This window comes from Streptomyces sp. NPDC052101, assembly GCF_040680235.1.
Classification (GTDB): domain Bacteria; phylum Actinomycetota; class Actinomycetes; order Streptomycetales; family Streptomycetaceae; genus Streptomyces.
Genome location: NZ_JBFAWH010000005.1, coordinates 287,357 through 310,828, shown reverse-complemented (window position 1 = coordinate 310,828; position 23,472 = coordinate 287,357). Strand labels below are relative to the sequence as shown.

At 71.9% G+C, this 23,472-nt stretch carries 25 protein-coding genes; 12 read left to right on the top strand and 13 right to left on the bottom strand.

Annotation, left to right across the window (positions count from 1 at the left end; translation table 11 throughout):
- Window positions 1-52 precede the first annotated feature (52 nt).
- Both AB0L75_RS13205 and AB0L75_RS13200 read left to right on the top strand, forming a co-directional pair.
- Window positions 53-445, top strand: coding sequence for a DUF3099 domain-containing protein (locus AB0L75_RS13205; RefSeq protein ID WP_365179723.1), 393 nt, complete (start codon window positions 53-55; stop codon window positions 443-445).
- Between the two features lie 216 nt (window positions 446-661).
- On the top strand, window positions 662-880 hold the full coding sequence (locus tag AB0L75_RS13200; RefSeq protein WP_365179720.1) for a hypothetical protein: 219 nt from the start codon (window positions 662-664) through the stop codon (window positions 878-880).
- Window positions 881-1,073: 193 nt separating this feature from the next.
- Here the strand turns inward: AB0L75_RS13200 and moaA are convergent, their stop codons facing one another.
- From moaA to AB0L75_RS13185, 3 genes are all read right to left on the bottom strand, one after another.
- A complete protein-coding gene (gene moaA, locus AB0L75_RS13195) occupies window positions 1,074-2,063 on the bottom strand; it encodes a GTP 3',8-cyclase MoaA (protein ID WP_365179717.1) in 990 nt (329 codons plus the stop codon).
- A 171-nt stretch (window positions 2,064-2,234) separates the two neighbouring features.
- The gene (locus AB0L75_RS13190; RefSeq protein WP_365179714.1) at window positions 2,235-3,860 is read right to left on the bottom strand and encodes a cation acetate symporter; all 1,626 of its coding nucleotides are present in this window, start codon (window positions 3,858-3,860) and stop codon (window positions 2,235-2,237) included.
- Window positions 3,857-4,213: a DUF485 domain-containing protein gene (locus tag AB0L75_RS13185; RefSeq protein WP_365179711.1), complete on the bottom strand. Its 357-nt coding sequence runs from the start codon at window positions 4,211-4,213 to the stop codon at window positions 3,857-3,859. Before AB0L75_RS13185 ends, AB0L75_RS13190 begins: the two co-directional genes overlap by 4 nt.
- Window positions 4,214-4,472: 259 nt before the next feature.
- On the opposite strand from AB0L75_RS13185, the gene AB0L75_RS13180 reads away from it, so the two are divergent.
- The 4 genes from AB0L75_RS13180 to AB0L75_RS13165 all read left to right on the top strand — a co-directional run bounded on the left by AB0L75_RS13180 (window position 4,473) and on the right by AB0L75_RS13165 (window position 10,154).
- Window positions 4,473-6,002 (top strand): S8 family serine peptidase, encoded by a 1,530-nt coding sequence (locus tag AB0L75_RS13180; protein WP_365179709.1) that lies wholly within the window; start codon window positions 4,473-4,475, stop codon window positions 6,000-6,002.
- A 74-nt stretch (window positions 6,003-6,076) separates the two neighbouring features.
- Window positions 6,077-7,600: a S8 family serine peptidase gene (locus tag AB0L75_RS13175; protein ID WP_365179706.1), complete on the top strand. Its 1,524-nt coding sequence runs from the start codon at window positions 6,077-6,079 to the stop codon at window positions 7,598-7,600.
- A gap of 67 nt (window positions 7,601-7,667) precedes the next feature.
- On the top strand, window positions 7,668-9,044 hold the full coding sequence (locus tag AB0L75_RS13170; RefSeq protein WP_365179703.1) for a CoA transferase: 1,377 nt from the start codon (window positions 7,668-7,670) through the stop codon (window positions 9,042-9,044).
- 99 nt (window positions 9,045-9,143) lie between these two features.
- Window positions 9,144-10,154: a CopD family protein gene (locus AB0L75_RS13165; RefSeq protein ID WP_365179700.1), complete on the top strand. Its 1,011-nt coding sequence runs from the start codon at window positions 9,144-9,146 to the stop codon at window positions 10,152-10,154.
- 21 nt (window positions 10,155-10,175) lie between these two features.
- Here AB0L75_RS13165 and AB0L75_RS13160 read toward each other — a convergent pair whose 3' ends face one another.
- On the bottom strand, window positions 10,176-11,222 hold the full coding sequence (locus tag AB0L75_RS13160; protein ID WP_365179698.1) for a zinc-dependent alcohol dehydrogenase family protein: 1,047 nt from the start codon (window positions 11,220-11,222) through the stop codon (window positions 10,176-10,178).
- 171 nt (window positions 11,223-11,393) lie between these two features.
- Window positions 11,394-12,104, bottom strand: coding sequence for a VIT family protein (locus tag AB0L75_RS13155; RefSeq protein ID WP_365179695.1), 711 nt, complete (start codon window positions 12,102-12,104; stop codon window positions 11,394-11,396).
- 324 nt (window positions 12,105-12,428) lie between these two features.
- Between AB0L75_RS13155 and AB0L75_RS13150 the strand changes: the two genes are divergently transcribed.
- From AB0L75_RS13150 to AB0L75_RS13130, 5 genes are all read left to right on the top strand, one after another.
- Window positions 12,429-13,421 carry a DEDDh family exonuclease gene (locus tag AB0L75_RS13150; protein WP_365179693.1) on the top strand — a complete coding sequence of 331 codons (993 nt, stop codon included), beginning with the start codon at window positions 12,429-12,431 and terminating at the stop codon, window positions 13,419-13,421.
- A gap of 79 nt (window positions 13,422-13,500) precedes the next feature.
- The gene (locus AB0L75_RS13145; RefSeq protein ID WP_365179690.1) at window positions 13,501-13,734 is read left to right on the top strand and encodes a hypothetical protein; all 234 of its coding nucleotides are present in this window, start codon (window positions 13,501-13,503) and stop codon (window positions 13,732-13,734) included.
- Window positions 13,735-13,750: 16 nt separating this feature from the next.
- On the top strand, window positions 13,751-14,575 hold the full coding sequence (locus AB0L75_RS13140; RefSeq protein WP_365179687.1) for an SURF1 family protein: 825 nt from the start codon (window positions 13,751-13,753) through the stop codon (window positions 14,573-14,575).
- Window positions 14,576-14,660: 85 nt separating this feature from the next.
- Window positions 14,661-16,445, top strand: a complete 1,785-nt coding sequence (locus AB0L75_RS13135) for a glycoside hydrolase family 15 protein (RefSeq protein ID WP_365179684.1) — start codon at window positions 14,661-14,663, stop codon at window positions 16,443-16,445.
- Window positions 16,446-16,450: 5 nt separating this feature from the next.
- A complete protein-coding gene (locus tag AB0L75_RS13130; RefSeq protein WP_365179681.1) occupies window positions 16,451-17,206 on the top strand; it encodes an SDR family oxidoreductase in 756 nt (251 codons plus the stop codon).
- A 15-nt stretch (window positions 17,207-17,221) separates the two neighbouring features.
- Here the strand turns inward: AB0L75_RS13130 and amaP are convergent, their stop codons facing one another.
- Genes amaP through AB0L75_RS13105 form a run of 5 tightly spaced genes read right to left on the bottom strand, consistent with a single transcriptional unit; the run spans window position 17,222 to window position 19,499 of the window.
- On the bottom strand, window positions 17,222-17,803 hold the full coding sequence (gene amaP, locus AB0L75_RS13125) for an alkaline shock response membrane anchor protein AmaP (RefSeq protein WP_365179678.1): 582 nt from the start codon (window positions 17,801-17,803) through the stop codon (window positions 17,222-17,224).
- A gap of 5 nt (window positions 17,804-17,808) precedes the next feature.
- Window positions 17,809-18,420 carry a DUF6286 domain-containing protein gene (locus AB0L75_RS13120; RefSeq protein ID WP_365179675.1) on the bottom strand — a complete coding sequence of 204 codons (612 nt, stop codon included), beginning with the start codon at window positions 18,418-18,420 and terminating at the stop codon, window positions 17,809-17,811.
- A complete protein-coding gene (locus tag AB0L75_RS13115; RefSeq protein ID WP_365179673.1) occupies window positions 18,420-18,776 on the bottom strand; it encodes a hypothetical protein in 357 nt (118 codons plus the stop codon). The genes AB0L75_RS13120 and AB0L75_RS13115 overlap by 1 nt, the downstream gene beginning before the upstream one ends.
- Before the next feature lie 6 nt (window positions 18,777-18,782).
- A complete protein-coding gene (locus AB0L75_RS13110; RefSeq protein ID WP_365179670.1) occupies window positions 18,783-18,977 on the bottom strand; it encodes a hypothetical protein in 195 nt (64 codons plus the stop codon).
- 48 nt (window positions 18,978-19,025) lie between these two features.
- Window positions 19,026-19,499, bottom strand: coding sequence for an Asp23/Gls24 family envelope stress response protein (locus AB0L75_RS13105; protein ID WP_365179668.1), 474 nt, complete (start codon window positions 19,497-19,499; stop codon window positions 19,026-19,028).
- A 109-nt stretch (window positions 19,500-19,608) separates the two neighbouring features.
- Between AB0L75_RS13105 and AB0L75_RS13100 the strand changes: the two genes are divergently transcribed.
- Window positions 19,609-20,331: a nucleopolyhedrovirus P10 family protein gene (locus tag AB0L75_RS13100; RefSeq protein ID WP_365179665.1), complete on the top strand. Its 723-nt coding sequence runs from the start codon at window positions 19,609-19,611 to the stop codon at window positions 20,329-20,331.
- 27 nt (window positions 20,332-20,358) lie between these two features.
- On the opposite strand, the gene AB0L75_RS13095 is transcribed toward AB0L75_RS13100, so the two are convergent.
- The 3 genes from AB0L75_RS13095 to AB0L75_RS13085 all read right to left on the bottom strand — a co-directional run bounded on the left by AB0L75_RS13095 (window position 20,359) and on the right by AB0L75_RS13085 (window position 23,448).
- On the bottom strand, window positions 20,359-21,162 hold the full coding sequence (locus AB0L75_RS13095) for an enoyl-CoA hydratase/isomerase family protein (RefSeq protein ID WP_365179662.1): 804 nt from the start codon (window positions 21,160-21,162) through the stop codon (window positions 20,359-20,361).
- 117 nt (window positions 21,163-21,279) lie between these two features.
- A complete protein-coding gene (locus AB0L75_RS13090; protein WP_023551707.1) occupies window positions 21,280-21,501 on the bottom strand; it encodes a helix-turn-helix domain-containing protein in 222 nt (73 codons plus the stop codon).
- Window positions 21,502-21,849: 348 nt separating this feature from the next.
- Entirely contained in the window at window positions 21,850-23,448 is a 1,599-nt protein-coding gene (locus AB0L75_RS13085; protein WP_365179659.1) for an ABC-F family ATP-binding cassette domain-containing protein, read from the bottom strand.
- Between the last annotated feature and the right edge of the window lie 24 nt (window positions 23,449-23,472).

Here is a 23,472-nt window from a genome sequence, read left to right as displayed (position 1 = left end):
TGGGGCGACGGCGGGCCAGGGAGAGTCCGATGCGGGCGGATGGTGGAATGTGATGCGGAAACAGCACGGTGGCGGCGCCCAGGTGTTCCGGATCACCGGGGCCCGGACGGGACTCGCTGAGGATGTGCGGGGCCGGCAGCGGCGGTACGTCATCTCGATGACGATCCGCACGGCGTCGGTGATCCTCGCTGTCGCGCTGTGGAATGTCGAGCGGTACGTCGCCTTCGTCGCGCTTGTGGCCGGTGCGCTGCTTCCCTATGTGGCCGTGGTGATCGCGAACGCGGGCCGGGAGCGGCCGCCTTCGCTGCCTTCGACGTTCGGCATCGCGCCGACGCGGCTGATGATCACGCCGCCGCGTGCGGAGGGGGCACAAGCGGAATCCGTTCCGGAGGACGCTGCAGCTCATCCGGCGGGGGCACATGGTGAGCGGCCCGACCCCACGTGAAGGCGGCGGGCGCGGTGGATGCGGAATGCGACCTCCCGTCAAGCTCAAGAAAAGCTCAGATCAATCGTGTAGTTCCAGTGCCGGGCGGCGGGGTACCCGTGACATACTGCGTACGCGCTCCGCATCCCCCGTCGGAGCGACGGACCGACGCCGGGCAGCTCCCCCCGTGGCTGCTCGGCGTCGCCTTGTCCGGGCCTCTTTCTGTGGGACGAACCTGTGAGTGACGAGACCCCGATCTGCTCCGCCAAGGGCTGCCGCGCCACTGCCGTGTGGGTGCTGGCGTGGAACAACCCGAAGATCCATACGCCGGAGCGGCGCAAGACATGGCTCGCGTGCGAGGAGCATCGCGAGCATCTGTCGCAGTTCCTCGGGGTCAGGGGGTTCCTGAAGGACGTGGTGAAGTTCGCGGACTGGCAGGATCCCGAAGGGGCCTAGGGCTGTCCCAGGCCCTGTCGTTTGGATCATCCCGGCGTCGCAGGGTCTTGCACGCACATCTGCCGCGTTGTCGTCACTCGCCGACGCTCCGCGTCGGCTCCCTCCTCCGCCTTGCAGCTGCACGCACCAGACCCTGCTCGGGTCGACTGGAAGGCACCACACCTCATAGCCGGCCCGATCCAAACGACAGGGCCTAGCCGCCGATCGCCGACATCGGCCGGTCCGGCTGGACGAACGACGGGTCGTCCAGGCCTGCTCCCGCCTTCTTCCCCCACATCGCCAGCTTCCAGATGCGGGCGATCTCCTCGTCCGGGGCGGCGGAGCGCAAGGCTGCGCGGAGATCGGTTTCCTCGGTCGCGAAGAGGCAGGTGCGTATCTGGCCGTCGGCCGTGAGGCGGGTGCGGTCGCAGGCGGCGCAGAAGGGGCGGGTGACCGAGGCGATGACGCCGACCCGGTGCGGGCCGCCGTCGACCAGCCAGCGCTCCGCCGGTGCCGAGCCGCGCTCGTCGGCGCCCTCGGGGGTGAGGTCGAAGCGGGTACGCAGGGAGGCGAGGATGTCTCCGGCGGTGACCATGCCCTCGCGCTTCCAGCCGTGCTGGGCGTCCAGGGGCATCTGCTCGATGATCCGCAGCTCGTAGTCGTGCTTGATCGCCCAGGCCAGCAGGTCGGGGGCCTCGTTCTCGTTCAGGCCCGGCATCAGGACCGAGTTGATCTTGACGGGGGTGAGGCCGGCCGCGTGGGCGGCTTCCAGGCCCTCGATGACGTCCTTGTGGCGGTCGCGGCGGGTCAGGGTCTTGAAGACGTCCGGGCGGAGGGTGTCCAGGGAGACGTTGACCCGGTCCAGGCCGGCGGCCTTCAGGGCGGTCGCGGTGCGCTTCAGGCCGATGCCGTTGGTGGTGAGGGACATCTGGGGGCGCGGGGCGAGAGCGGCGACGCGCTCGACGATGCCGACCAGGCCCGGGCGCAGCAGGGGCTCACCGCCGGTGAAGCGGACCTCCTCGATGCCGAGCAGGCGCACGGCGATGTCGATGAGGCGGACGATCTCATCGTCCGTGAGCAGGTCGGGCTTGGCCAGCCACTGCAGTCCCTCCTCGGGCATGCAGTACGTGCAGCGCAGATTGCAGCGGTCGGTCAGCGAGACCCTCAGGTCGGTGGCCACTCGGCCGTAGGTGTCGATGAGCACGTGGGCCCCCTCCCTCTCGCTCCGCTCATTTTCCGTCACGGGTGAGCCGTCCGTCATCAATGAGCCTACGTGACACCACTGACATCGACAGCGGCCCGATCCCACGAGGTGCGCGGCGGCCGCGTCGTAGGACCGTACAGTCCCGGGCGACGCGGCCGTCGTACGAAGGTGTCAGTGCGCTCCGGTGCCGGTCAGGGACCGCACCTCCAGTTCGGCGTACTTGCCGGCGTCTGGGGCCTCCTTCGACAGCAGGGTGCCCAGGGCGCCGAGCAGGAAGCCGACGGGGATGGAGATGATGCCGGGGTTCTCCAGCGGGAACCAGTGGAAGTCGACGTCGGGGAACATCGAGGCCGGGCTGCCGGAGACCACCGGGGAGAACAGCACCAGGCCGACCGCGGTGACCAGGCCGCCGTAGATCGACCACAGGGCGCCCTGGGTGGTGAACCGCTTCCAGAACAGGCTGTAGAGGATGGTCGGCAGGTTGGCGGAGGCCGCGACCGCGAAGGCGAGGGCGACGAGGCCGGCCACGTTGAGGTCGCGGGCCAGGGCGCCGAGGACGATCGAGACCGCGCCGATGCCGACGGTCGCCCAGCGGGCCGCGCCCAGCTCCTGTTCCTCGGTGGCCTGCCCCTTCTTGATGACGTTGGCGTAGATGTCGTGCGCGAAGGACGACGAGGAGGCCAGGGTGAGGCCCGCGACGACCGCGAGGATCGTCGCGAAGGCGACCGCCGAGATGGTCGCGAGCAGGATCGCGCCCCAGTCGGAGTCGACACCGCCCAGGTGCAGCGCCAGGAGTGGCGCCGCGGTGTTGCCCGCCTTGTTGGAGGCGATGATCTCGGCCGGCTTGATGAGGGCCGCCGCGCCGAAGCCGAGGGCGAGGGTCATCAGATAGAAGGCGCCGATCAGGCCGATCGCCCAGATGACCGACTTCCGCGCGGCCTTGGCCGTCGGGACGGTGTAGAAGCGGATCAGGATGTGCGGCAGGCCCGCGGTGCCGAGGACCAGGGCGATGCCGAGCGAGATGAAGTCCAGCTTGGTGGTGCCGGTGGCGCCGTACTTCAGGCCGGGCTCCAGGAAGGCCGTGCCCTTGCCGCTGTTGTCGGCGGCCCTGCCGAGCAGATCGGAGATGTTGAAGTGGAACTTCAGCAGGACCAGGAAGGTCAGCAGCAGAGCGCCGGCGATCAGCAGCACCGCCTTGACCATCTGGACCCAGGTGGTGCCCTTCATGCCGCCGATGGTGACGTACACGATCATCAGGACGCCGACCAGGGCGACGATGCCGATCTTGCCGCCGTCGCTGGTGATGCCGAGCAGGAGCGAGACGAGGACGCCGGCGCCGGCCATCTGCGCGAGCAGGTAGAAGATCGAGACGACGATCGTGGAGGTGCCGGCGGCCGTGCGAACGGGCCGCTGGCGCATCCGGTACGCCAGCACGTCGCCCATCGTGTAGCGGCCGGAGTTGCGCAGCGGCTCGGCGACCAGGAGCAGGGCGACGAGCCAGGCGACGAGGAAGCCGATGGAGTACAGGAAGCCGTCGTAGCCGAAGAGGGCGATGGCGCCCGCGATGCCGAGGAAGGACGCGGCGGACATGTAGTCGCCCGACACGGCGAGTCCGTTCTGGAAACCGGTGAACTGCCGTCCGCCGGCGTAGAAGTCGGCCGCGTCCCTGGTCTGCCGGCCCGCCCAGACCGTGATGACGAGGGTCGCGGCGACGAACACCGCGAACAGGGTGATGATCAGCGTCCGGTGCTGGCTCGCCTCGCCGGCGGCCAGCAGGGTGTGTGCTGCGGGGCTCATGCGCCGCCCTCCATCCGGGACTTGATGGCCTCGGCCTTGGGGTCGAGGTTCGCGGCGGCGTGCCGGGCGTACCACCAGGCGATGAGGAAGGTGGTGAGGAACTGGGCGAGACCGAGGACGAGGGCGACGTTGATGTTGCCGGCGACCTTGGTGCCCATGAAACCGCCCGCGTAGTTGGAGAGCAGCACGTACAGGAGGTACCACGCGGTGAAGGCGATGGTCAGCGGGAAGGCGAAGGAGCGGTGGGCGCGGCGCAGTTCACCGAACTCCGCGCTCTGCTGCACCTCGGTGAACTCCTCGGTGGAGGGAAGGGGGGTCCCCGGTGTGGCGGGGGGCGGTGTCTCGGTGGCCACGGAATCTCCTCGCGTTACGGGTGCGGTGACGGACGGGGGGATCGATCGTGCTCGCGCTCCCTGTCCAAGGTCCACGGCGCCACGCGAGGGCCGGTTCAAGTCCTATGAGTTCTTTCGCAAGCGGTCTGGGCAAGCCATTGCCAAGACATTGCTGTCCGACGAGCCGTGGGGATAGCTTCTGCCTGCACCACTCGTCATGTACCTGCCCGAGCGCCACCGTGTCTCGGGCTGTTTCGTATCCGGATGATGTGGAGATCCCATGGCTCATCTGCGTTCCAGACGCCGGCTCGCGCTCGCCGTGCCCGTCGTGCTGTCGCTGACCGCCTCGCTCGGGTTCCTGCCGGCGGCGGCCTCGGCGGCGCCCTCCGTCGCCCCGGCGGCGCGGGCGGCGGACGGACCAAACCTCGCGTACGTGGTCAACACCCGTACGGACCACCGCACGATCGAGTCCGTGCAGCGCGCGATCGGCGACAACGGCGGCTCCGTGGTGGCCAGTTACGACAGGATCGGCGTGATCGTCGCCCACTCCGCGAACCCGGACTTCTCCGCGCGGATGCGTGCGGTGCGCGGGGTGGACTCGGCGGGCGCCACACGCACCGCGCCGCTGAGTGCCGCGGAGACGACCGACGAGGGCGCGGTGCAGGTCCTGTCGAAGGCGGAGGCCGAGAGGCTCACCGAGAGCGCGGCGCCGGGCGAGGAGCCGTACGAGGCGGACCAGTGGGATCTGCGGGCGATCGGCGCCGACAAGGCCGCGCGGATCGACCCGGGCAGCAGCAGCGTGACCGTCGGTGTCATCGACACCGGCGTCGACGACACCCACCCGGACATCGCCCCGAACTTCTCCGCCTCCCAGTCGGCGAACTGCGTGAGCGGCAAGGCGGACACGACGTACGGCGCGTGGCGCCCGGTGGACGCCGACCACCACTTCCACGGCACCCATGTGGCCGGCGAGATAGCCGCGGCCCGCAACGGCATAGGCGTGGCCGGCGTGGCGCCGGGCGTGAAGGTCGCGAGCATCACGGTGGCCCAGCCGGACGCGACCTCGCTGTTCTACCCGGAGAGCGTGGTCTGCGCCTTCGTGTTCGCCGCCGACCACGGCATCCAGATAACCAACAACAGCTACTACGTTGATCCATGGATGTACAACTGCATGGACGACCCCGATCAACGTGCCATCGTCGACGCGGTCAACAGGGCCCAGCTGTACGCACAGCGCAAGGGCACGCTCAATGTGGCCTCGGCGGGCAACTCCAACCACGACCTGGACGCGGACGCGATCACGGACACCTCCAGCCCCGACGACTCCACCGCCACGACCCGCACGGTCGACCCGCACGAGTGCTTCGACGTGCCGACCCAGCTGCCCGGCGTGGTGACCGTGAGCGCGGTGGGCGTCAAGGGCGCCAAGTCGTACTACTCCAGCTACGGCCAGGGCGTGATCGACGTGGCGGGGCCGGGCGGCGACAAGTACCAGATCCCGGACACGCCGTCGAAGAACGGCCGCATCCTGTCCACCCTGCCGAACAACCAGTACGGCTTCCTCCAGGGCACCTCGATGGCCTCGCCGCACGTGGCCGCCGTCGCCGCGCTGCTGAAGTCGGCGCATCCGCACGCCACTCCGGCCCAGTTGCAGGCCCTTCTGAAGGCCGAGGCGGACAACCCGGGCTGCCCGAGCGGCCCCTACGACGGCAACGGGGACGGGGTCGTGGACGCGACCTGCGTCGGCAACGCCCGCGTCAACGGCTTCTACGGCTGGGGTGTGGTGGACGCGCTGCGCGCGGTCGAGTAGTCAAGTAGCCGCATTCCTCCCGGACTTCCCGCACGGCACGCTCGTACCGCGAACGAACTGGAGTGAACCGACCCATGACAGCGCCCAAGCCGCACTTCCGCCGCGCCCTCGCCATCCCGGCCGGGATGGCCCTGGCCACGGCACTCGCGTTCCTGCCGAACGTCACCGCGTCGGCGGCGGACCACACCCGGGCGGCCACCGCCGACGGGCCCCTGCTCAGCTATGTCGTCAACATCCGCCCCGGGCACGGCGTTTCGGCGCACGTGCAGCAGGCGATCACCGAGGCCGGCGGCTCGGTCGTGATCGCGTACGACCAGATCGGCGTGATCGTCGCCCACTCCGCCGACCCGGACTTCGCCAAGGAGATCCGTACGGTGCGCGGGGTGAACTCGGCGGGTGCCACGCGCAACGCGCCGCTGCCCGCCCAGTCCACCACCGACGAGGGCGCCCCGAAGGCGCTCAGTGCGCAGGAGATCGCCGCGGCCGGCGCGCAGGCGACGGCGGGGCAGGATCCGCTGGAGCCGCTGCAGTGGGACCTGCCGGCCATCAAGGCGGACAAGGCGCACGAGAAGACCCTCGGCAGCCCGGACGTCACGGTCGCCGTCATCGACACCGGCGTGGACGACACCCACCCGGACATCGCACCCAACTTCGACCGCGCCGCCTCCGTCAACTGCGTCTCCGGCAAGCCCGACACGACGGACGGCGCCTGGCGGCCGAGCGCGTCGGAGAGCCCGCACGGCACGCACGTCGCGGGGGAGATCGCGGGGGCGAAGAACGGCGTCGGCATCACGGGCGTGGCGCCGGGCGTCAAGGTGGCCGGCATCAAGGCCGGCAACCCGAAGGGGTACTTCTACACCGAGGCCGTGGTCTGCGGCTTCGTGTGGGCGGCCGAGCACCACGTCGACGTGACCAACAACAGCTATTACACGGACCCGTGGTACTTCAACTGCACCACCGACCCGGATCAGAAGGCGCTGGTCGACGCCGTCACCCGGGCCTCGCGGTACGCGCAGGACAAGGGCACGGTCAATGTCGCGGCGGCGGGCAACGAGAACTACGACCTCGCCTCCGACTCGATCACCGACCCGGCCTCCCCGAACGACGGCACCCCGGCGGACCGTGTGATCGACCCGCACACGTGCTACGACATACCGACCCAGCTGCCGGGGGTCGTGACGGTCGCGGCCACGGGCGCGAAGGGCCTGAAGTCGTCCTTCTCCAACTACGGCCTCGGCGTCATCGACATCGCGGCGCCCGGCGGCGACTCGACCGCCTACCAGAAGCCGGAGCCCCCGGCGATCAGCGGACAGATCCTGGGCCCGCTGCCGGGCGGCAAGTGGGGCTACATGGCCGGTACGTCGATGGCGACCCCGCATGTCGCGGGTGTTGCCGCATTGATCAAGTCAACCCATCCACACGCCCCGGCCTCGCTGGTCAAGGCACTGCTCTACGCGGAGGCCAACGCGACGCCGTGCACGGACCCGTACGACATCAACGGTGACGGCAAGGTCGACGCGGTGTGCGAGGGGATGAAGAACTACAACGGCTTCTACGGCTTCGGCATGGCGGACGCGTTGGCCGCGGTGACCAGATAGACCGGATAGACCAGGTCTAACCAAGGGCCTCAATATATTGATTGCATCAATACTGCATAGTGCAGTCATGACTGCAATCAAGTACGCCTGGTCCGCTCTGGGCGGCGATCCCGCCCATCTGGCACGGCTCACCACCGCGACGCGGGAAGGCGCGCTCGAAGCGCGCCTTCCCGTACGAGAACTGGCCCGTGCCTGTGTCGGCACCTGTGCCCTGGCCGCAGCGGAACTGGCGGCCCGCCGGGCCGGGCTCGCCGAGGTGCCCGGCGTCCGGGTCGACGACGGCGCCGTGGCGGCCGCCTTCCACAGTGAACGGCATCTGCTGCTCGACGGGCGGGCCCCGGTCGTCTTCGCGCCGCTGTCGCGGTTCTGGCGGACCGCCGACGGCTGGGTGCGCACCCACGCCAACTACCCGCACCACCGGGCCCGGTTGCTCGGCGCGCTGGATCTGCCGGCGGACGCGTCGGTGGAGGCGGTGGCCGCCCGGCTCGCCGAGCGCTCCGCGCTGGAGATCGAGGAGGCCGCCTACGGCGCCGGCGGCCTCGCCGTGGCCCTGCGTACCCCCAAGGAGTGGCGGGCGCACGAGCAGGCCGCCGCTGTGGCCGCACGACCGCTGGTGGAGCGCGAGCGGCCGGCCGCGGCGCCCGCGCGCGTGCTCGCGCCGCTGGACCCGGCCGCCGCTCCGCTGCTGCCTGCCGCAGGGTTGCGCGTGCTGGACCTGACCCGGGTCCTCGCCGGCCCGGTCGCCACCCGCACCCTCGCCCTGCTGGGCGCGGACGTGCTCCGCGTGGACGCCCCCTGGCTGCCCGAACTCCCCGACCAGCACGCGGACACGGGCTTCGGGAAGCGGTCCGCCACGCTCGATCTGAGCGCCGACCCCGGCGCCTTCGAGGAGCTGCTGGCCTCGGCCGACGTCGTCGTCACGGGCTACCGGCCGGGCGCCCTCGACCGGTTCGGGCTCTCCCCCGAGGCGCTCTTCGCGCGGCGGCCCGGCCTGGTCGTGGCGCAGGTCTCGGCATGGGGCGCGTACGGCTCCTGGTGCGGGCGGCGCGGCTTCGACAGCCTGGTGCAGGTCGCGACCGGCATCGCCGCGACCGAGGGCTCGGCCGAGCAGCCGGGCGCGCTGCCCGCGCAGGCGCTGGACCACGGCACCGGCTATCTGCTCGCGGCGGCCGTCCTGCGGGCGCTGACCGAGCAGTCGTACGACGGGGGCGGCCGGCTGGTGCGGCTGGCGCTGGCCCGCACCGCGCGCTGGCTGACGGACGGGACCCGGCCGGGTGCCGCCACGGCTGCGCCGTACGCGGGGCCCGAGGCCTGGCTGACCGAGACGGACGGCCCGCTGGGGCGGCTGCGGCACGCGCGGCCGCCGGTGGCCTTCGTCGGCGGCCCCGCCGACTGGGCGCGGCCCCCGGTGCCCTGGGGGTCGGACAGCGCCCGCTGGCGGTGAGGACGCGGGCGGCCGGAAACATACGTATGCGTGGAATGCCGTACCCCTGTTTGTTTTCCGGCACTTGCCCGATTCTGCGGCGGCTGGCGAAGATCAGGGGTGCGCTTGATACGACCGACCGCCGAGGTGACCGACAGCAGCGGCGCCGCCCGGCGGCCCGGCAGCGGACGGGCCGTCGCCCTGCTGGTCCTGGTGGCGCTGGGCGCCCTGATCCCCCTGCTCGGGCCGTCGGCCGCGCTGCACGGCACCGGCGAGGCCGCCGCGCCGGGGGTCGGCGGCATCGGGCTGCTGCGCGCGGTGCTGTTCGCCGCCGTGAGCGTGCCCCTCGGCGAGCTGTTCGCGCACCGGCTCGCCCGGCGCCTGCCCGGCGTACCGCCCGAACGGCCGCGCAGCTGGGCGCCGTTCGCCACCGCCGCCGGTTTCGTGGCCGCGCTGGCGCTCGCCTCGGTCGTGTCCGCAGGCAATCTGATCCCGCACCGCCTCGACCAGATCGACGTCGGCGGCCTGTACGGCTCCAGCGACGGAAAGCTGGCGCTGCTGGAGGTCAACGGCTTTCTGCTGGCGGCCCTGTGCGCGTTCTCCCGGCGCCCGGCGGCACAGGTGTGGCCGCTGGCCGCCGTGGTGGTCGCGGAGGCGCTGCGCGCGCATCCCACGACCGAGCAGAGCCCGCTGGCCGGCTCGGGTCTGACACTGGTGCACCTGACGTGCGCGGCGCTGTGGACCGGCGGTCTGCTGCACACCCTGCGGCTGCTCCGGCTCTGGCGCGGCGACCCGGCCGGGGCCGCGCTGCTCGCCCTCTACGCGCGCGTGGCGGCCGTCCTGCTGGCGGCCATCACCGCGACGGGCGTGTGCAGTTCGCTGCGCCGTATGCCGTCGGCCACGATCCTGGACCAGCTGACGACGACGGCGTACGGACGCACCCTGCTGGCCAAGGTGATCCTGGTCGCCGCCGTCGCGCTGCTCGCCCTGTGGGCACGGATCCGGCTGGGCCGCGCCGCCGACCCGCTGACCGCCTGCGCGCCCGCGCGGGCCGAGGTGGTCGCCCTGGGTACGGTCGTCGCGGTCTCAGGCCTGCTCACGGCGCTGCCCGTGCCGATCCGCTGGTCCTAGCGGGGATCCAGTGCCCCGGCACTAGCCGTTGGTGACGAGCACCTTGAGGGCGGTGCGCTCGTCCATCGCCTTGTAGCCCTCGGGCACGCCCTCGATGCCGACGGTCATGTCGAACACGGGCGAGGGGTCGATCGTGCCGTCCAGGACGTCGGGCAGCAGGTCGGGGATGTAGGCGCGGACCGGGGCCACACCGCCGCGCAGGGCGATGTTCCGGTCGAACATGACGCCGAGGTCGAGGCCGGTGCCGCTGCCGTGCGGCACGCCCACGAAGCCGATCGCGCCGCCGTCGCGGGTGATGTTGACCGCGGTACGCATGGACTGCTCCGTACCGACGGCTTCGACAACGGCGTGCGCGCCCTGGCCACGGGTGAGTTCCCGGACGGCCTCGACGGCCGCGTCCCCGCGCTCGGCGACGACGTCGGTGGCGCCGAAGCGGCGCGCGATGTCGGTACGGACCTCGTGCCGGCCGAGCGCGATGATCTGCTCGGCGCCGAGCCGCTTGGCGGCCAGGACGGCGCACAGGCCGACCGCGCCGTCACCGACGACGGCGACCGTGGCGCCGGGCCGGGCGCCCGCGCCGAGGGCCGCGTGGTGGCCGGTGCCGAGGACGTCGGAGAGGGTCAGCAGGGCGGACAGCAGGTGGTCGTCGCCGGCCGCGTCCTTCGGCAGCTGGACGAGGGTGCCGTCGGCGAACGGGACGCGCACGGCCTCGCCCTGGCCGCCGTCGTAGCCGACGGAGCCCCAGAAGCCGCCGTGCTCGCAGGACGTCGTCAGGCCCTCGCGGCAGTAGTCGCAGACGCCGTCGGACCACATGAAGGGCGCCACCACGAGATCGCCGCGCTTGACCGTGCTCACCTCGGAGCCGGTCTCCTCGACGACGCCGAGGAACTCGTGCCCGATCCGCTGGCCCGGCTGCCGGGCCGCCTCACCGCGGTAGGCCCACAGGTCGCTGCCGCAGATGCACGCGCGCAGCACCCGCACCACGGCGTCGCTGGGCAGCTGCACCACGGGCTCGGGCACGTCCTCCACGCGCATGTCGTACGGGGCGTGGATGGTGGTGGCGCGCATGGCGAGGGTCCTTCTCGTGCGGGATCGTGCGGTGCGCTCAGGGGGTGGTCGAGCGCACCTCACCGTACGCCGAGGCAGGCGGGGGCCGCTCGGCGAGGGTGCCGTCGGGCAGGGCGCGGGGCATGACAGGGCCAAGGGCGCGGTGCCGACAGGGTCGGTCCTCATGCGCGGTCAGACGCCCGCGGCGCCCAGCAGGCTGCCGGCCGCGTAGGTGACCCCCATGGCCAGCGCTCCGCCCACCACGTTGCGCAGCACCGCGCGTCCCGGGTCCGCCGCGCCGAGCCGGGCGCTGGTCCAGCCGGTGAGGACGAGCGCGGCCAGGACGGAGACGACGGTCACGGGCAGCCGCCAGGCGGCCGGGGGCAGGACGATGGCCAGCAGCGGCAGCAGCGCGCCCACGGTGAAGGCCAGGAAGCTCGCCCAGGCCGCGTGCCAGGGGTTGGCCAGCTCGTCGGGGTCGATTCCGAGTTCCACGCGCGCGTGCGCCCGCAGCGCGTCCCGCGCGGTGAGCTGTTCGGCGGCCTCCCGGGCCACCTCGTGGGACAGGCCGCGCTCCTGGAGCATGGTGGTCAGCTCCAGCAGCTCGGCCTCCGGCTGCTCCCTCAGTTCCCGTTTCTCCACGGCCAGCGCGGCCACCTCGGAGTCACGCTGGGTGGAGACGGAGACGTACTCGCCGGCCGCCATTGACATCGACCCGGCGAGCAGGCCGGCCAGTCCGGCGGTGAGCAGGGCGGACCGGCTCCCGGTCGCGCCCGCCACGCCGACGACGATGCCCGCGGTGGAGACGATGCCGTCGTTCGCGCCGAGCACGGCGGCCCGCAGCCAGTTCAGCCGCGAGCCGAGCGCGCCCCCGTGGGCCTCTTCGTGGGTGGGTTCCGTCACAGCAGGGAGGATCGCACCCCAAGGACCACGCACACCGCACCGACGCTCCCCGGCCATCGACACCAGCGGCGCCCAACGCTCCGTCCACCGCGGGAAGGAACTTCATGGAGAAGTCGGTCTTCTGGCGCGCCCATCCCTGACAGACCGTCACTTATGACGCAGGTGCAGCCGGGCACACGTCCGAGCAGCGGTCCCCGGTGCGGCACCCCGGCGGGGCACCGGTACGCACGCGCGTGCGGTGGCCGAGCGGCTGGGCGGAAACCGGCGGGGCCATCGGCACCTGAAGGTCAGGACTGTCAGTCGTGGCCCGTATCCTCAGTGACCATGCTCGAAGACCGTGCGACCGCAGTGTCCTCCGCCACCCAGTGGCCGACCGTGTATCCGAAGGGATACGCGGTCGTTGACGTGGAGACCACCGGCCTGGCCCGGGACGACCGCATCATCTCGGCGGCCGTCTACCGGCTGGACGAGCGCGGCGAGGTCGAGGACCACTGGTACACGCTGGTCAACCCGGAGCGCGATCCGGGACCCGTGTGGATACACGGTCTGACGACCGAGGTGCTCGAAGGGGCGCCGCTCTTCGCGGACATCGCCGAGGAGTTCACGGCCCGGCTGGAGGGCCGGGTGCTGGTCGCGCACAACGCCGCCTTCGACTGGCAGATGATCGCGCGGGAGTACGCGCGCGCGCAGCGCGAGGCGCCGGTGCGTCAGCGGCTGTGCACCATCGCGCTGTCGAAGGAGCTGGGCCTGCCGCTGCCCAACTTCAAGCTGGAGTCCCTGGCGGCGCACTACGGCGTCGTACAGCAGCGGGCGCACCACGCGCTGGACGACGCGCGCGTGCTGGCGGAGGCGTTCCGGCCCAGTCTGCGGGCCGCCGCCGCGGGCGGTGTACGGCTGCCGCTGCTGGAGTGCCGGCCGCTGACGGAGTGGTCCGACCGCGCGGTGCCCCGGCAGTCGGGCGGCGGACAGGGCGGCTACGGCGGCTACCGGTCCGGCAGTTGGCGCCCCTCCCGCAAGAGGCCCGCATGCCCCTACCCCAATCCGGGTCGCTACGAAGACGGCAAACGCCTCAAACAGGGCATGCGGGTGGCGTTCTCCGGTGACACCTCCGTCGACCGCGACCTGCTGGAGGACCGGGTCACCGAGGCCGGTCTGCATGTGGCGTCCAGCATCTCGCGGCTGACCAGCCTGCTGGTGACCAACGACCCCGACTCGGGCACGTCGAAGGTGGCCAAGGCGCGGCAGTTCGGCACGCCGGTCGTCGACGAGGCCGCGTTCGGGCAGCTGCTGCGGGACGTCGAGCCCGCCGACGAGTGATCGTACGAATGGGTGATAGGCATACGACTCACCCGGAACCCGCTCGCCCTGATCCCGGCGACGGCCCACCCTGTGGCACATGGCTAAATGTGAAGTTTGCGGCAATGACTATGGAATGACCTTTGAGGTCCATGCCCAGGGCGCAGTTCATGTGTTCGACTGCTTCTCCTGTGCGATCCACCGGATGGCTCCCCTCTGCGAGCACTGCCGGGTGCAGATCATCGGCCAGGGCGTGGAGGCCGACGACAAGTGGTACTGCGGCGCGCACTGCGCCCGTGCGGAAGGGAAGACGGGAATCGTCGACCGGGTGTGACCCGGTACCCGCCTGAATGCACCCCACGGCACGGAGGTACCGTCGTGGGGTGCATCGCTACCGCTTCCTGTTGTCCCGCCAGTGGGTGATCCTCACCATCGTCGCGATCGCGCTGATCCCGACGATGATCAGGCTGGGTTTCTGGCAGAAGCACCGGTACGAGGAGCGCACCGCGCGCAACGACCTGGTCTCCTCGGCGCTGCACGCGGGGCCGGTCCCGGTCGAGCGGCTGTCCTCCCCCGGGCACACCGTGACCCGCACCGAGAAGTACCGCACGGTCACCGCGACCGGCACCTTCGACACCGCCAAGGAGGTCGTGGTCCGGCGCCGGACCAACTCCGACAACGAGGTCGGCTTCCATGTGCTCACGCCGTTCGTCCTCAGCGACGGCAAGGTGGTGCTCGTCAACCGCGGCTGGATCCCGGCCGACGGAGCCCAGACCGCGTTCCCGAAGGTCCCCGCCCCGCCGTCCGGCCGGACCACCATCACCGGGCGGCTGATGGCCGACGAGACCACCGCGGCGAGCGGCATCAAGAACGTCCAGGGCCTCCCCGACCGGCAGATCATGCTGATCAACAGTGCGGAGGAGGCGCACCGGCTCGGCGCTTCGGTGCTCGGCGGCTACATCGAGCAGACGGGGCCCCAGACCGACTCCCCGGAACAGATCTCCGACCCGGGCAGCGAGGACGCCCCGCTGAACTACGCGTACATGATCCAGTGGTGGCTGTTCGCCGCGGGCGTGCCGGTCGGCTGGTGGTTCCTGGTCCGGCGGGAGATCCGCGACCTGGAGGAGGCCGGCGCGCAGGCGCAGCAGGAGGAGACGGAACCGGCCGTCGTATAGCCGCGCGAAAGCGTCCCTCGCGGGGACGTCACTCCCCCGGCGCACCACCTGATTGGCCCTCTGGCCCGCCGGGAAACCGGTTCCCGTGAACGCGCGCATCGAGGACTACGCCCTCATCGGCGACGAGCAGACCGCCGCCCTGGTCGGCCGGGACGGCTCGATCGACTGGCTGTGCCTGCCCCGCTTCGACTCCGGCGCCTGCTTCGCCCGGCTGCTGGGCGACGAGGACCACGGATACTGGCGGATCGCCCCCGAGGGAGCGCGCACCTGCACCCGCCGCGCCTACCGGCCCGACACCCTCGTCCTCGACACCGAGTGGGACACCCGCGAGGGCACGGTCCGCGTCACCGACCTGATGCCGCAGCGCGACCGTGCCCCCGACGTCGTACGCGTCGTCGAAGGCGTCAGCGGCCGGGTCACCGTGCACAGCACCCTCCGTCTGCGCTTCGACTACGGCTCGATCGTGCCGTGGATGCGCCGCTCGGACGGGCACCGGGTGGCCGTCGCGGGGCCGGACTCGGTCTGGCTGCGCTCGGAACCGGCCGTGCGCACCTGGGGCGAGGACTTCAGCACCCACTCGGAGTTCACCGTCGCCGAGGGCGAGCGGGTCGCGTTCGTGCTCACCTGGCATCCCTCGCACGAGCGCCGCCCACCGCTCGTCGACCCCTACGAGGCGCTGACCAGCAGCGTCCGGGGCTGGCGGCGCTGGGCGTCCCGCTGCCGCTACGACGGGCCGTACCGGGACGCCGTCGTACGGTCCCTGATCACCCTCAAGGCGCTCACCTACGCCCCGACGGGCGGGATCGTCGCCGCGGCCACCACCTCGCTGCCCGAGGAGCTGGGGGGCGTGCGCAACTGGGATTACCGCTACTGCTGGCTGCGCGACTCGACCCTCACCCTCGGCGCCATGCTGGCCGCGGGCTATCACAAGGAGGCCGAGGCCTGGCGCGACTGGCTGGTGCGCGCGGTGGCGGGCGACCCGGCCGACCTGCAGATCATGTACGGCCTGGCGGGCGAGCGGCGGCTGCCGGAATGGGAGCTGCCCTGGCTGCCCGGCTTCGCCGGCTCCGCGCCCGTGCGCGTCGGCAACGGCGCCGTCGACCAGCTCCAGCTGGACGTGTACGGCGAGGTCATGGACTCGCTGTCGTTGGCGCGCGGCGCGGGCCTGCCCACCAAGCCGCACATGTGGGCGTTGCAGCGCTCGCTGATGACGTTCCTGCAGTCGTCCTGGCGGCAGCCCGACGAGGGCCTGTGGGAGGTGCGCGGCGGCCGGCGCCAGTTCGTGCACTCGAAGGTGATGGTGTGGGTGGCCGCCGACCGCGCCGTACGGACGCTGGAGAAGCACCCGGAGCTGGCGGGCGATGCGGACGGCTGGCGGGCGATGCGCGACGAGGTGCACCGGGAGGTGTGCGAGCGGGGCTACGACCCCCGGCGCGGAACCTTCACCCAGTACTACGGCTCGCGCGAACTGGACGCCGCCCTGCTGCTGATCCCCCGGGTCGGCTTCCTGCCGCCCGACGACCCCCGGGTGATCGGCACGGTCGACGCGATCCGCGCGGACCTGGGCCACGGCGGCTTCGTGCGCCGTTACGACACCGACGCGGTGGGCGTGGACGGCATGCCCGGGGGCGAGGGCGCGTTCCTCGCCTGCTCGTTCTGGCTCGCGGACGCCCTGCACATGACGGGCCGCCAGAAGGAGGCCCGGGACCTGTTCGAGAGGCTGCTGGGTCTGGTCAACGACGTGGGGCTGCTGGCGGAGGAGTACGACCCCCAGCAGGGCCGCCAGGTGGGCAACTTCCCGCAGGCCTTCAGTCATATCGCCCTGGTGAACACCGCGCTCACGCTCTTCGGGGACGACCGGGCAGGATAGGGGCCATGGATCTTGGACTGAAGGACCGGGTGTACGTCGTCACGGGCGCGACCCGCGGGCTGGGCAACGCGGCCGCGCGCGAGCTGGTCGCCGACGGGGCGAAGGTCGTCATCAGCGGACGGGACGAGAAGCGGGTCGCGGAGGCGGCCGCGGAACTGGGCCCGAACGCGGTGGGTGTCGCCGTCGACAACTCCGACGCGCAGGCTCCCGAGCGGCTCGTCGCGGCTGCCCGTGAGCACTTCGGCGGCTTCCACGGGGTGCTCGTGAGCGTGGGCGGGCCGGCGCCCGGTTTCGTCGCGGACAACACCGACGAGCAGTGGCGGAACGCGTTCGAGTCGGTGTTCCTCGGAGCGGTGCGGCTCGCGCGGGCGGCGGCGGCCGAGCTGGAGCCGGGCGGGGTGATCGGGTTCGTGCTGTCGGCGTCGGTGCACGAGCCGATCGGGGGACTGACCATCTCCAACGGGCTGCGGCCCGGGCTCGCCGGATTCGCCAAGTCCCTCGCGGACGAGCTGGGGCCACGGGGGATCCGGGTGCTGGGGCTGCTGCCGTCGCGCATCGACACGGACCGCGTGCGCGAGCTGGACGGGTTGTCCGCTGACCCTGAGGCCACTCGGGCTGCGAACGAGTCCCGGATTCCGTTGCGTCGGTACGGGGCGCCGGAGGAGTTCGGCCGGGTCGCGGCGTTCTTGCTGTCTCCGGCCGCGTCCTATCTGACCGGGATCATGTTGCCTGTCGACGGGGGAATGAGGCACGGGTTCTGACGGTCGCCGCTTGCCTCAAGTGACCCTCTCCGCACGGTGCTTGACCGCCCTCAGCCGCACCTGGGCCGGCAGGGACACCAGCCGCGCCGATGCGCGGGCACGGGTCAGGGCCTGGGCCGTGAAGTCGTTCAGGGCGGTCGACGGGTCGACATACGGCTCCAGTTGGAGCCAGACCCTGGCCGTGGGGGTCGTACGACGGCCCCGGAGCTGGATCTCGGCGTGGGCCACGCCCTCCTGCTGGACGGCCTCCTGGGCCAGGGCCGACTCCAGGGCCCGGCCGCGCAGGAGGGCGGACTCGCCGTCGCCGGTGTCGATGAGGATCTCGGTCAGCCGGCGGCGGCGCAGGATGGTGGTCAGCCACCACAGGGCGAGCAGGACGACGATCGCCAGGCCGGCGAGGACGGCCGGCCACCACCAGCCGGTGCCGCGCCAGTGGGTGCGTTCGGCCCGGGTGAGCAGGACGTCGTGCGGGCCGGTGTGGATCCACCAGGAGGGCGGCGGCGCGCCCAGGCCGACGGCCAGCACCGAACCGCCGAGCGCGAACAGGAGCAGGCCGACGAGAGCCAGCAGGACGCGGTGGAGTCCGCCCCGGCGCATCGCCGTCACCTCTTCCGTCCGGGCCGTGTCACATGGACGGACAGCGTGGGCGGCCGGCTCAGGCCGAGGCCCCGGATCGCCTCCCTGAGGACGGTGTCCAGGTCGGTCTGTACGTCGTCCAGGTCACGGAAGTGCGAGACGGCACGGACGTCGGCCTTCCGGCGGCGCATCCGCACCCGGACCGACCGCACGCCGGTCACGTCGATGGCCCGGTCGCGCAGCAGCAGTGCCGCCGCCTCGCGGCTGAGCGCGGCGCGGACATCGGGGTGCGGCCGCCGCATGGGCAGCAGGGCGCGGAGGCCGGGTGTGGCCGCGAGGACGATCAGCCAGAGGCCGAGGGCGGCGGCGACGGCCGCGCCGGTCAGCACCCAGGTGTCGTCCAGGGGCCGTTCGGCCAGCTGCCGGGCCAGTGCGCGGCGCCAGCGCATCGCGGGGTGATGGGCGCGTACGGCGGCGATGTCGTACAGCAGGAGACCGGCGCCGGCCAGCAGCAGGGCCGCGACGACGGCGGCCGGCACGCGGCGCGGTGACCAGAGGCGACCGCTGCCCTCGGCGGCCGGCGGTGTGGGGGCGGGATCCTTGTCGAGGGTCGGGGCGGTCGTCCGCGGCTCGCTCATCATGCCCTCCCGTGCGGTGCCGGGTGCAGCCGTTCGACCTGGACGGCGACCTCGGCCACCGCCATGTCCACCAACGCGCCTACCCGCTCGGCGACTTGGCGACGCACGGCGGCACAGTGGGCGCCGATGTCGCAGGGGTAGCCGAGTTCGACGTGGACGCGTACGCGGGCGGACTCCTGGTTCACGACGACCGTGGCGTGCGGGACGGCCGCGCCGGCGGGCAGCGGCGGCAGCGCCTCGCGGGCGGCCTGCGCGGCGATCTTCGCGACGACCCGGTCGGCGATCCGGGTGGCACCGCGCGCGCCCGGCGGCACGGGGGCCGACGGCGGGCTCGCCGCGCCGGGCTCGGCGGTCACCGCCGGTCACCGCCGCCGGTCGCGCCGGTCGTCGCGGGTGCGGAAGAACTCACCCGGTTCCAGGTCGCCCTCCGCGAACCGGCCGATGACGAACCCGATCGCGCCCAGCGCCGCCACCAGCAGGAAGGCACCGAAACCGCCGAAGTACCCGGCGAAACCCAGCGCCATTCCGGCGATCATGCCGACCACGGCCATGCTCATGCAGCACTCCTCAGCTCGTCGGATGTGCGGTGTCGGGTCGCCGGTGCGTCACTGGATGCGCGGCGGCTCGGGCTCCTCGTCCTCTTCCTCGGGCAGCTTCACGTCGCTGACCGCGATGTTGACCTCGACCACCTCAAGGCCGGTCATGCGTTCCACTGCGGCGATCACGTTCTCCCGCACGGCGCGGGCCACATCGGCGATCGCGACGCCGTAGTCCACGACGATCTCCAGGTCGAGCGCGGTCTGCACCTCGCCCACCTCGGCCTTCACGCCCCGTGTCACCGACCTGGAGCCGCCGGGCACCCGGTCGCGCACGGCGCCGAAGGTGCGGGCCAGGCCGCTGCCCATGGCATGGACGCCGACCACGTCCCGGGCCGCGAGGCCCGCGATCTTCTCCACGACGCCGTCGGCGATGGTCGTCCGCCCGCGGGCCGCCGGATCTCCGCCGCCGCGCCGGGTGGTCTTGCGGGTCGACACCTGCGGCTCGTGCTCGCCCTCGGGGGTCGTCGTCATGTCGGTCATCGCCGTACGTCCCTTTCGGTCGTCGTCCCCTTCGAACGCTTCGATCGTCCTTTGCCCACCGTAAGCAAGGTTCCCCGGACGCGCGCCGGTGATACGGCAGGCTGGAGGAATGACGGCGGACCGGTGGACACGGGAAGTGCGGCGCCAGGTGGGGCTCGGCAGGCTGCTGCCGCTCGGCGGGCCGAGCGACGGCGCGTGGATCGCGGAGGCCGCTGCGGCGGCGGTGCTGGGACATGCGGCGGCGGACGGGGTGCCGGGGGTGCGGCTGGGCACGCTGCGGCTCGCGCTCGCCGATCCGGACGAGGCGCACGAGCCCGCAGTACCGGCTCCGCCGAGCGCGTTGCCGCCGGGCGCGCTGCGGCTGACGGCGGACTTCGCCGCGACGGCCGCCGAGCCACTGCCGGCGGTCGCGTCCCGGCTGCGGCGGGCGCTGGCGACGGCCGCGGCGCAGCGGCTCGGGCTCACGGTGTCCGAGGTGGACCTGCGGGTGACCGACCTGCTGGACACGGAGGAGCCGCGGGCGCAGGTACGCGCGCCGCGGCCGGTCCCGGCTCGGGAGCCCGCGGACCCGGACGAGACCCGGGTGGCCGCGGCCGCGCTGGCCGTCCCCGGCGTGAGCGGTCTCACGGGTTCGCTCGGCGGCCTCGGCCGTGCGGTGCACCTGGAAGAACGCATGGCCGATACAGCCCTGCCGCATCGGCACGTGCGCGTGGAGCTTTCGACGCGCACGGACCACCGGGCCGTCGACGTGGCCCGGAAAGTCCGCGCGGCCGTACGGGAGGCGCTGGAGGACAGACCGACGGTGGCGGTGCTGGTGACGGCGGTGGACTGACCGACCGTCTCGCCTCCGGCGCAGGGGTCACTCGCCGATGCCGGCCAGGTCCCGAAGCCGGCGCGCCTGAGCGGCCCGCTCCGCCGCCCGCTGCTCGTCGTACGTACGGTCCACCGCGCCCCGCAGCAACGCCTTGGTCTCCACGACGGCGTCCCGTGGCGCGGCCACCAGCGCCGCGGCCAAGTCGCCCACAGCCGCGTCGAGTTCAGCCGCCGGCACGGCCACGTTGGCCAGTCCGCACGCCACCGACTCCTCCGCGCCGACGAACCTTCCGGTGGCGCAGATCTCGAGCGCGCGGGCGTACCCGACGAGACCGACCAGCGGATGCGTGCCGGTCAGGTCGGGTACGAGGCCGAGGCTGGTCTCGCGCATGGCGAACTGCACGTCGTCGGCGACGACCCGCAGGTCGCAGGCGAGCGCGAGCTGGAAGCCGGCCCCGATAGCGTGTCCCTGGACGGCGGCGATGGACACGATGTCGTTCCGCCGCCACCAGGTGAACGCCTCCTGGAACTCGGCGATGCTCGCGTCGAGCCCGGCGTCGTCACGGCGCGCGAGATCGATGAAGGTCGGCTCGCCCGGGATCCCCTCCGGCGTGAACATCTGCCGGTCCAGCCCGGCGGAGAAGGACCTGCCCTCGCCACGCAGCACCACGACACGGACGGTGCCCGGCAGCAGCCGCCCGGCCTCGGTGAGCGCCCGCCACAGGGCGGGGCTCTGCGCGTTGCGCTTGGCCGGGTTGGCCAGCGTCACCGTGGCGAGCGCGTCGTCGACGGTGAGCCGTACGCCGTCCTTGTCGAGTACAGGAGCGAGGTCCTGGTCGGGCGAAGCCATGGGGCGCCTCCGATGGGTGCGGTCAGCAGAGCAGAGCTAAGTGACTGCACAGTAACCACCCGGTCGATCACTTTGTCGACCGGGTGGCCACCATCGAAGCCGATGGACCGCCCGGAGTCAGACCGATGCGGCTTTCTTGCCCCGGGTCGCTCCGCCACGCCCACGCAGGACGACGCCCGACTCGGTGAGCATCCGGTGCACAAAGCCATACGAGCGGCCGGTCTCCTCGGCCAGCGCCCGGATGCTCGCACCGGAGTCGTACTTCTTCTTCAGGTCTGCCGCGAGCTTGTCGCGCGCGGCGCCGGTCACCCGGCTGCCCTTCTTCAGAGTCTCGGCCACCCGTGCCTCCTCATGGGAAGTGCGCTCTGGTCTCCTCATGATCACCCCTCTTGGGCGTGATGGCCACCCATTCGGCAAGGTCCGTGAGACATCGTTGTGACGACAGGAGTCGATCCCCACAAGCGGAATGCTTGATTCCATAGCGTGGTGTCCCCTGGCCCGAACGGGTGGATTCGCGAAGTGCCAGGTCAGGGACGCGAAGCGGCCGATCCCTTGGCAGCGAAGGGATCGGCCGGAAAATCCGTGTACGACACACCCCGATACGAGGAGATCTCACACAGATGATGGATCACGGATAAGCCGAATGATCCATACTCAATGGATCAACTCAGTGGATCAGTCTTTCGATCACGCCAGGGCGACGAGATCCGCGTAGTCGGCGCCCCACAGGTCCTCGACGCCGTCCGGCAGCAGGATGATCCGCTCGGGCTGAAGCGCCTCGACGGCGCCCTCGTCGTGGGTGACGAGGACGACCGCGCCCTTGTAGGTGCGCAGGGCGCCGAGGATCTCCTCGCGGCTGGCGGGGTCGAGGTTGTTGGTCGGCTCGTCGAGGAGGAGGACGTTCGCCGAGGAGACGACCAGGGTCGCCAGGGCGAGCCGGGTCTTCTCACCACCGGAGAGGACACCGGCGGGCTTGTCCACGTCGTCGCCGGAGAAGAGGAACGAGCCCAGCACCTTGCGGACCTCGACCAGGTCCATGTCGGGGGCGGACGAGCGCATGTTCTCCAGGACCGTGCGCTCGGGGTCGAGGGTCTCGTGCTCCTGCGCGTAGTAGCCGAGCTTGAGGCCGTGACCGGGGACGACCTCGCCGGTGTCGGGCTTCTCGACCCCGCCGAGCAGGCGCAGCAGGGTGGTCTTGCCGGCGCCGTTGAGGCCGAGGATGACGACCCGCGAGCCCTTGTCGATGGCGAGGTCGACGTCGGTGAAGATCTCCAGCGAGCCGTACGACTTCGACAGGCCCTCGGCCGTCAGCGGAGTCTTGCCGCACGGGGCGGGCTCGGGGAAGCGCAGCTTGGCGACCTTGTCCGACTGGCGGACGGCCTCCAGACCGGCGAGGAGCTTGTCGGCCCGGCGGGCCATGTTCTGCGCGGCGACCGTCTTGGTGGCCTTGGCGCGCATCTTGTCGGCCTGGGCGTTGAGGGCGGCGGCCTTCTTCTCGGCGTTGGCGCGCTCGCGCTTGCGGCGCTTCTCGTCGGCCTCGCGCTGCTGCTGGTAGAGCTTCCAGCCCATGTTGTAGACGTCGATCTGGGCGCGGTTGGCGTCCAGGTAGAAGACCTTGTTGACGACCGTCTCGACCAGGTCCACGTCGTGGCTGATGACGATGAAGCCGCCGCGGTACGTCTTCAGGTAGTCCCGCAGCCAGATGATCGAGTCGGCGTCGAGGTGGTTGGTCGGCTCGTCGAGCAGCAGGGTGTCGGCGTCCGAGAAGAGGATCCGGGCCAGCTCGATACGGCGGCGCTGACCACCGGAGAGGGTGTGCAGCGGCTGGCCGAGGACGCGGTCGGGCAGGTTCAGCGCGGCGGCGATGGTGGCGGCCTCGGCCTCGGCGGAGTACCCGCCCTTGGTGAGGAACTCCGTCTCCTGGCGCTCGTACTGCTTGAGGGCCTTCTCGCGGGTGCCGCCCTTGCCGTTCGCGATGCGCTCCTCGTTCTCGCGCATCTTGCGGATCAGTATGTCGAGGCCGCGGGCGGAGAGGATGCGGTCGCGGGCGAGGACGTCGAGGTCGCCGGTGCGGGGGTCCTGCGGCAGGTAGCCGACCTCGCCGGAGCGGGCGATCTGGCCGGCGGCCGGGATGCCTTCGCCCGCCAGGCACTTGGTGAGAGTGGTCTTGCCGGCGCCGTTACGGCCGACGAGGCCGATGCGGTCGCCCTTGGCGACACGGAAGGTGGCGTTCTCGATGAGGACGCGCGCACCGGCGCGCAGCTCGATACCGGAGGCGGAGATCACGGACAGACTCCAGGGCGTACAGGG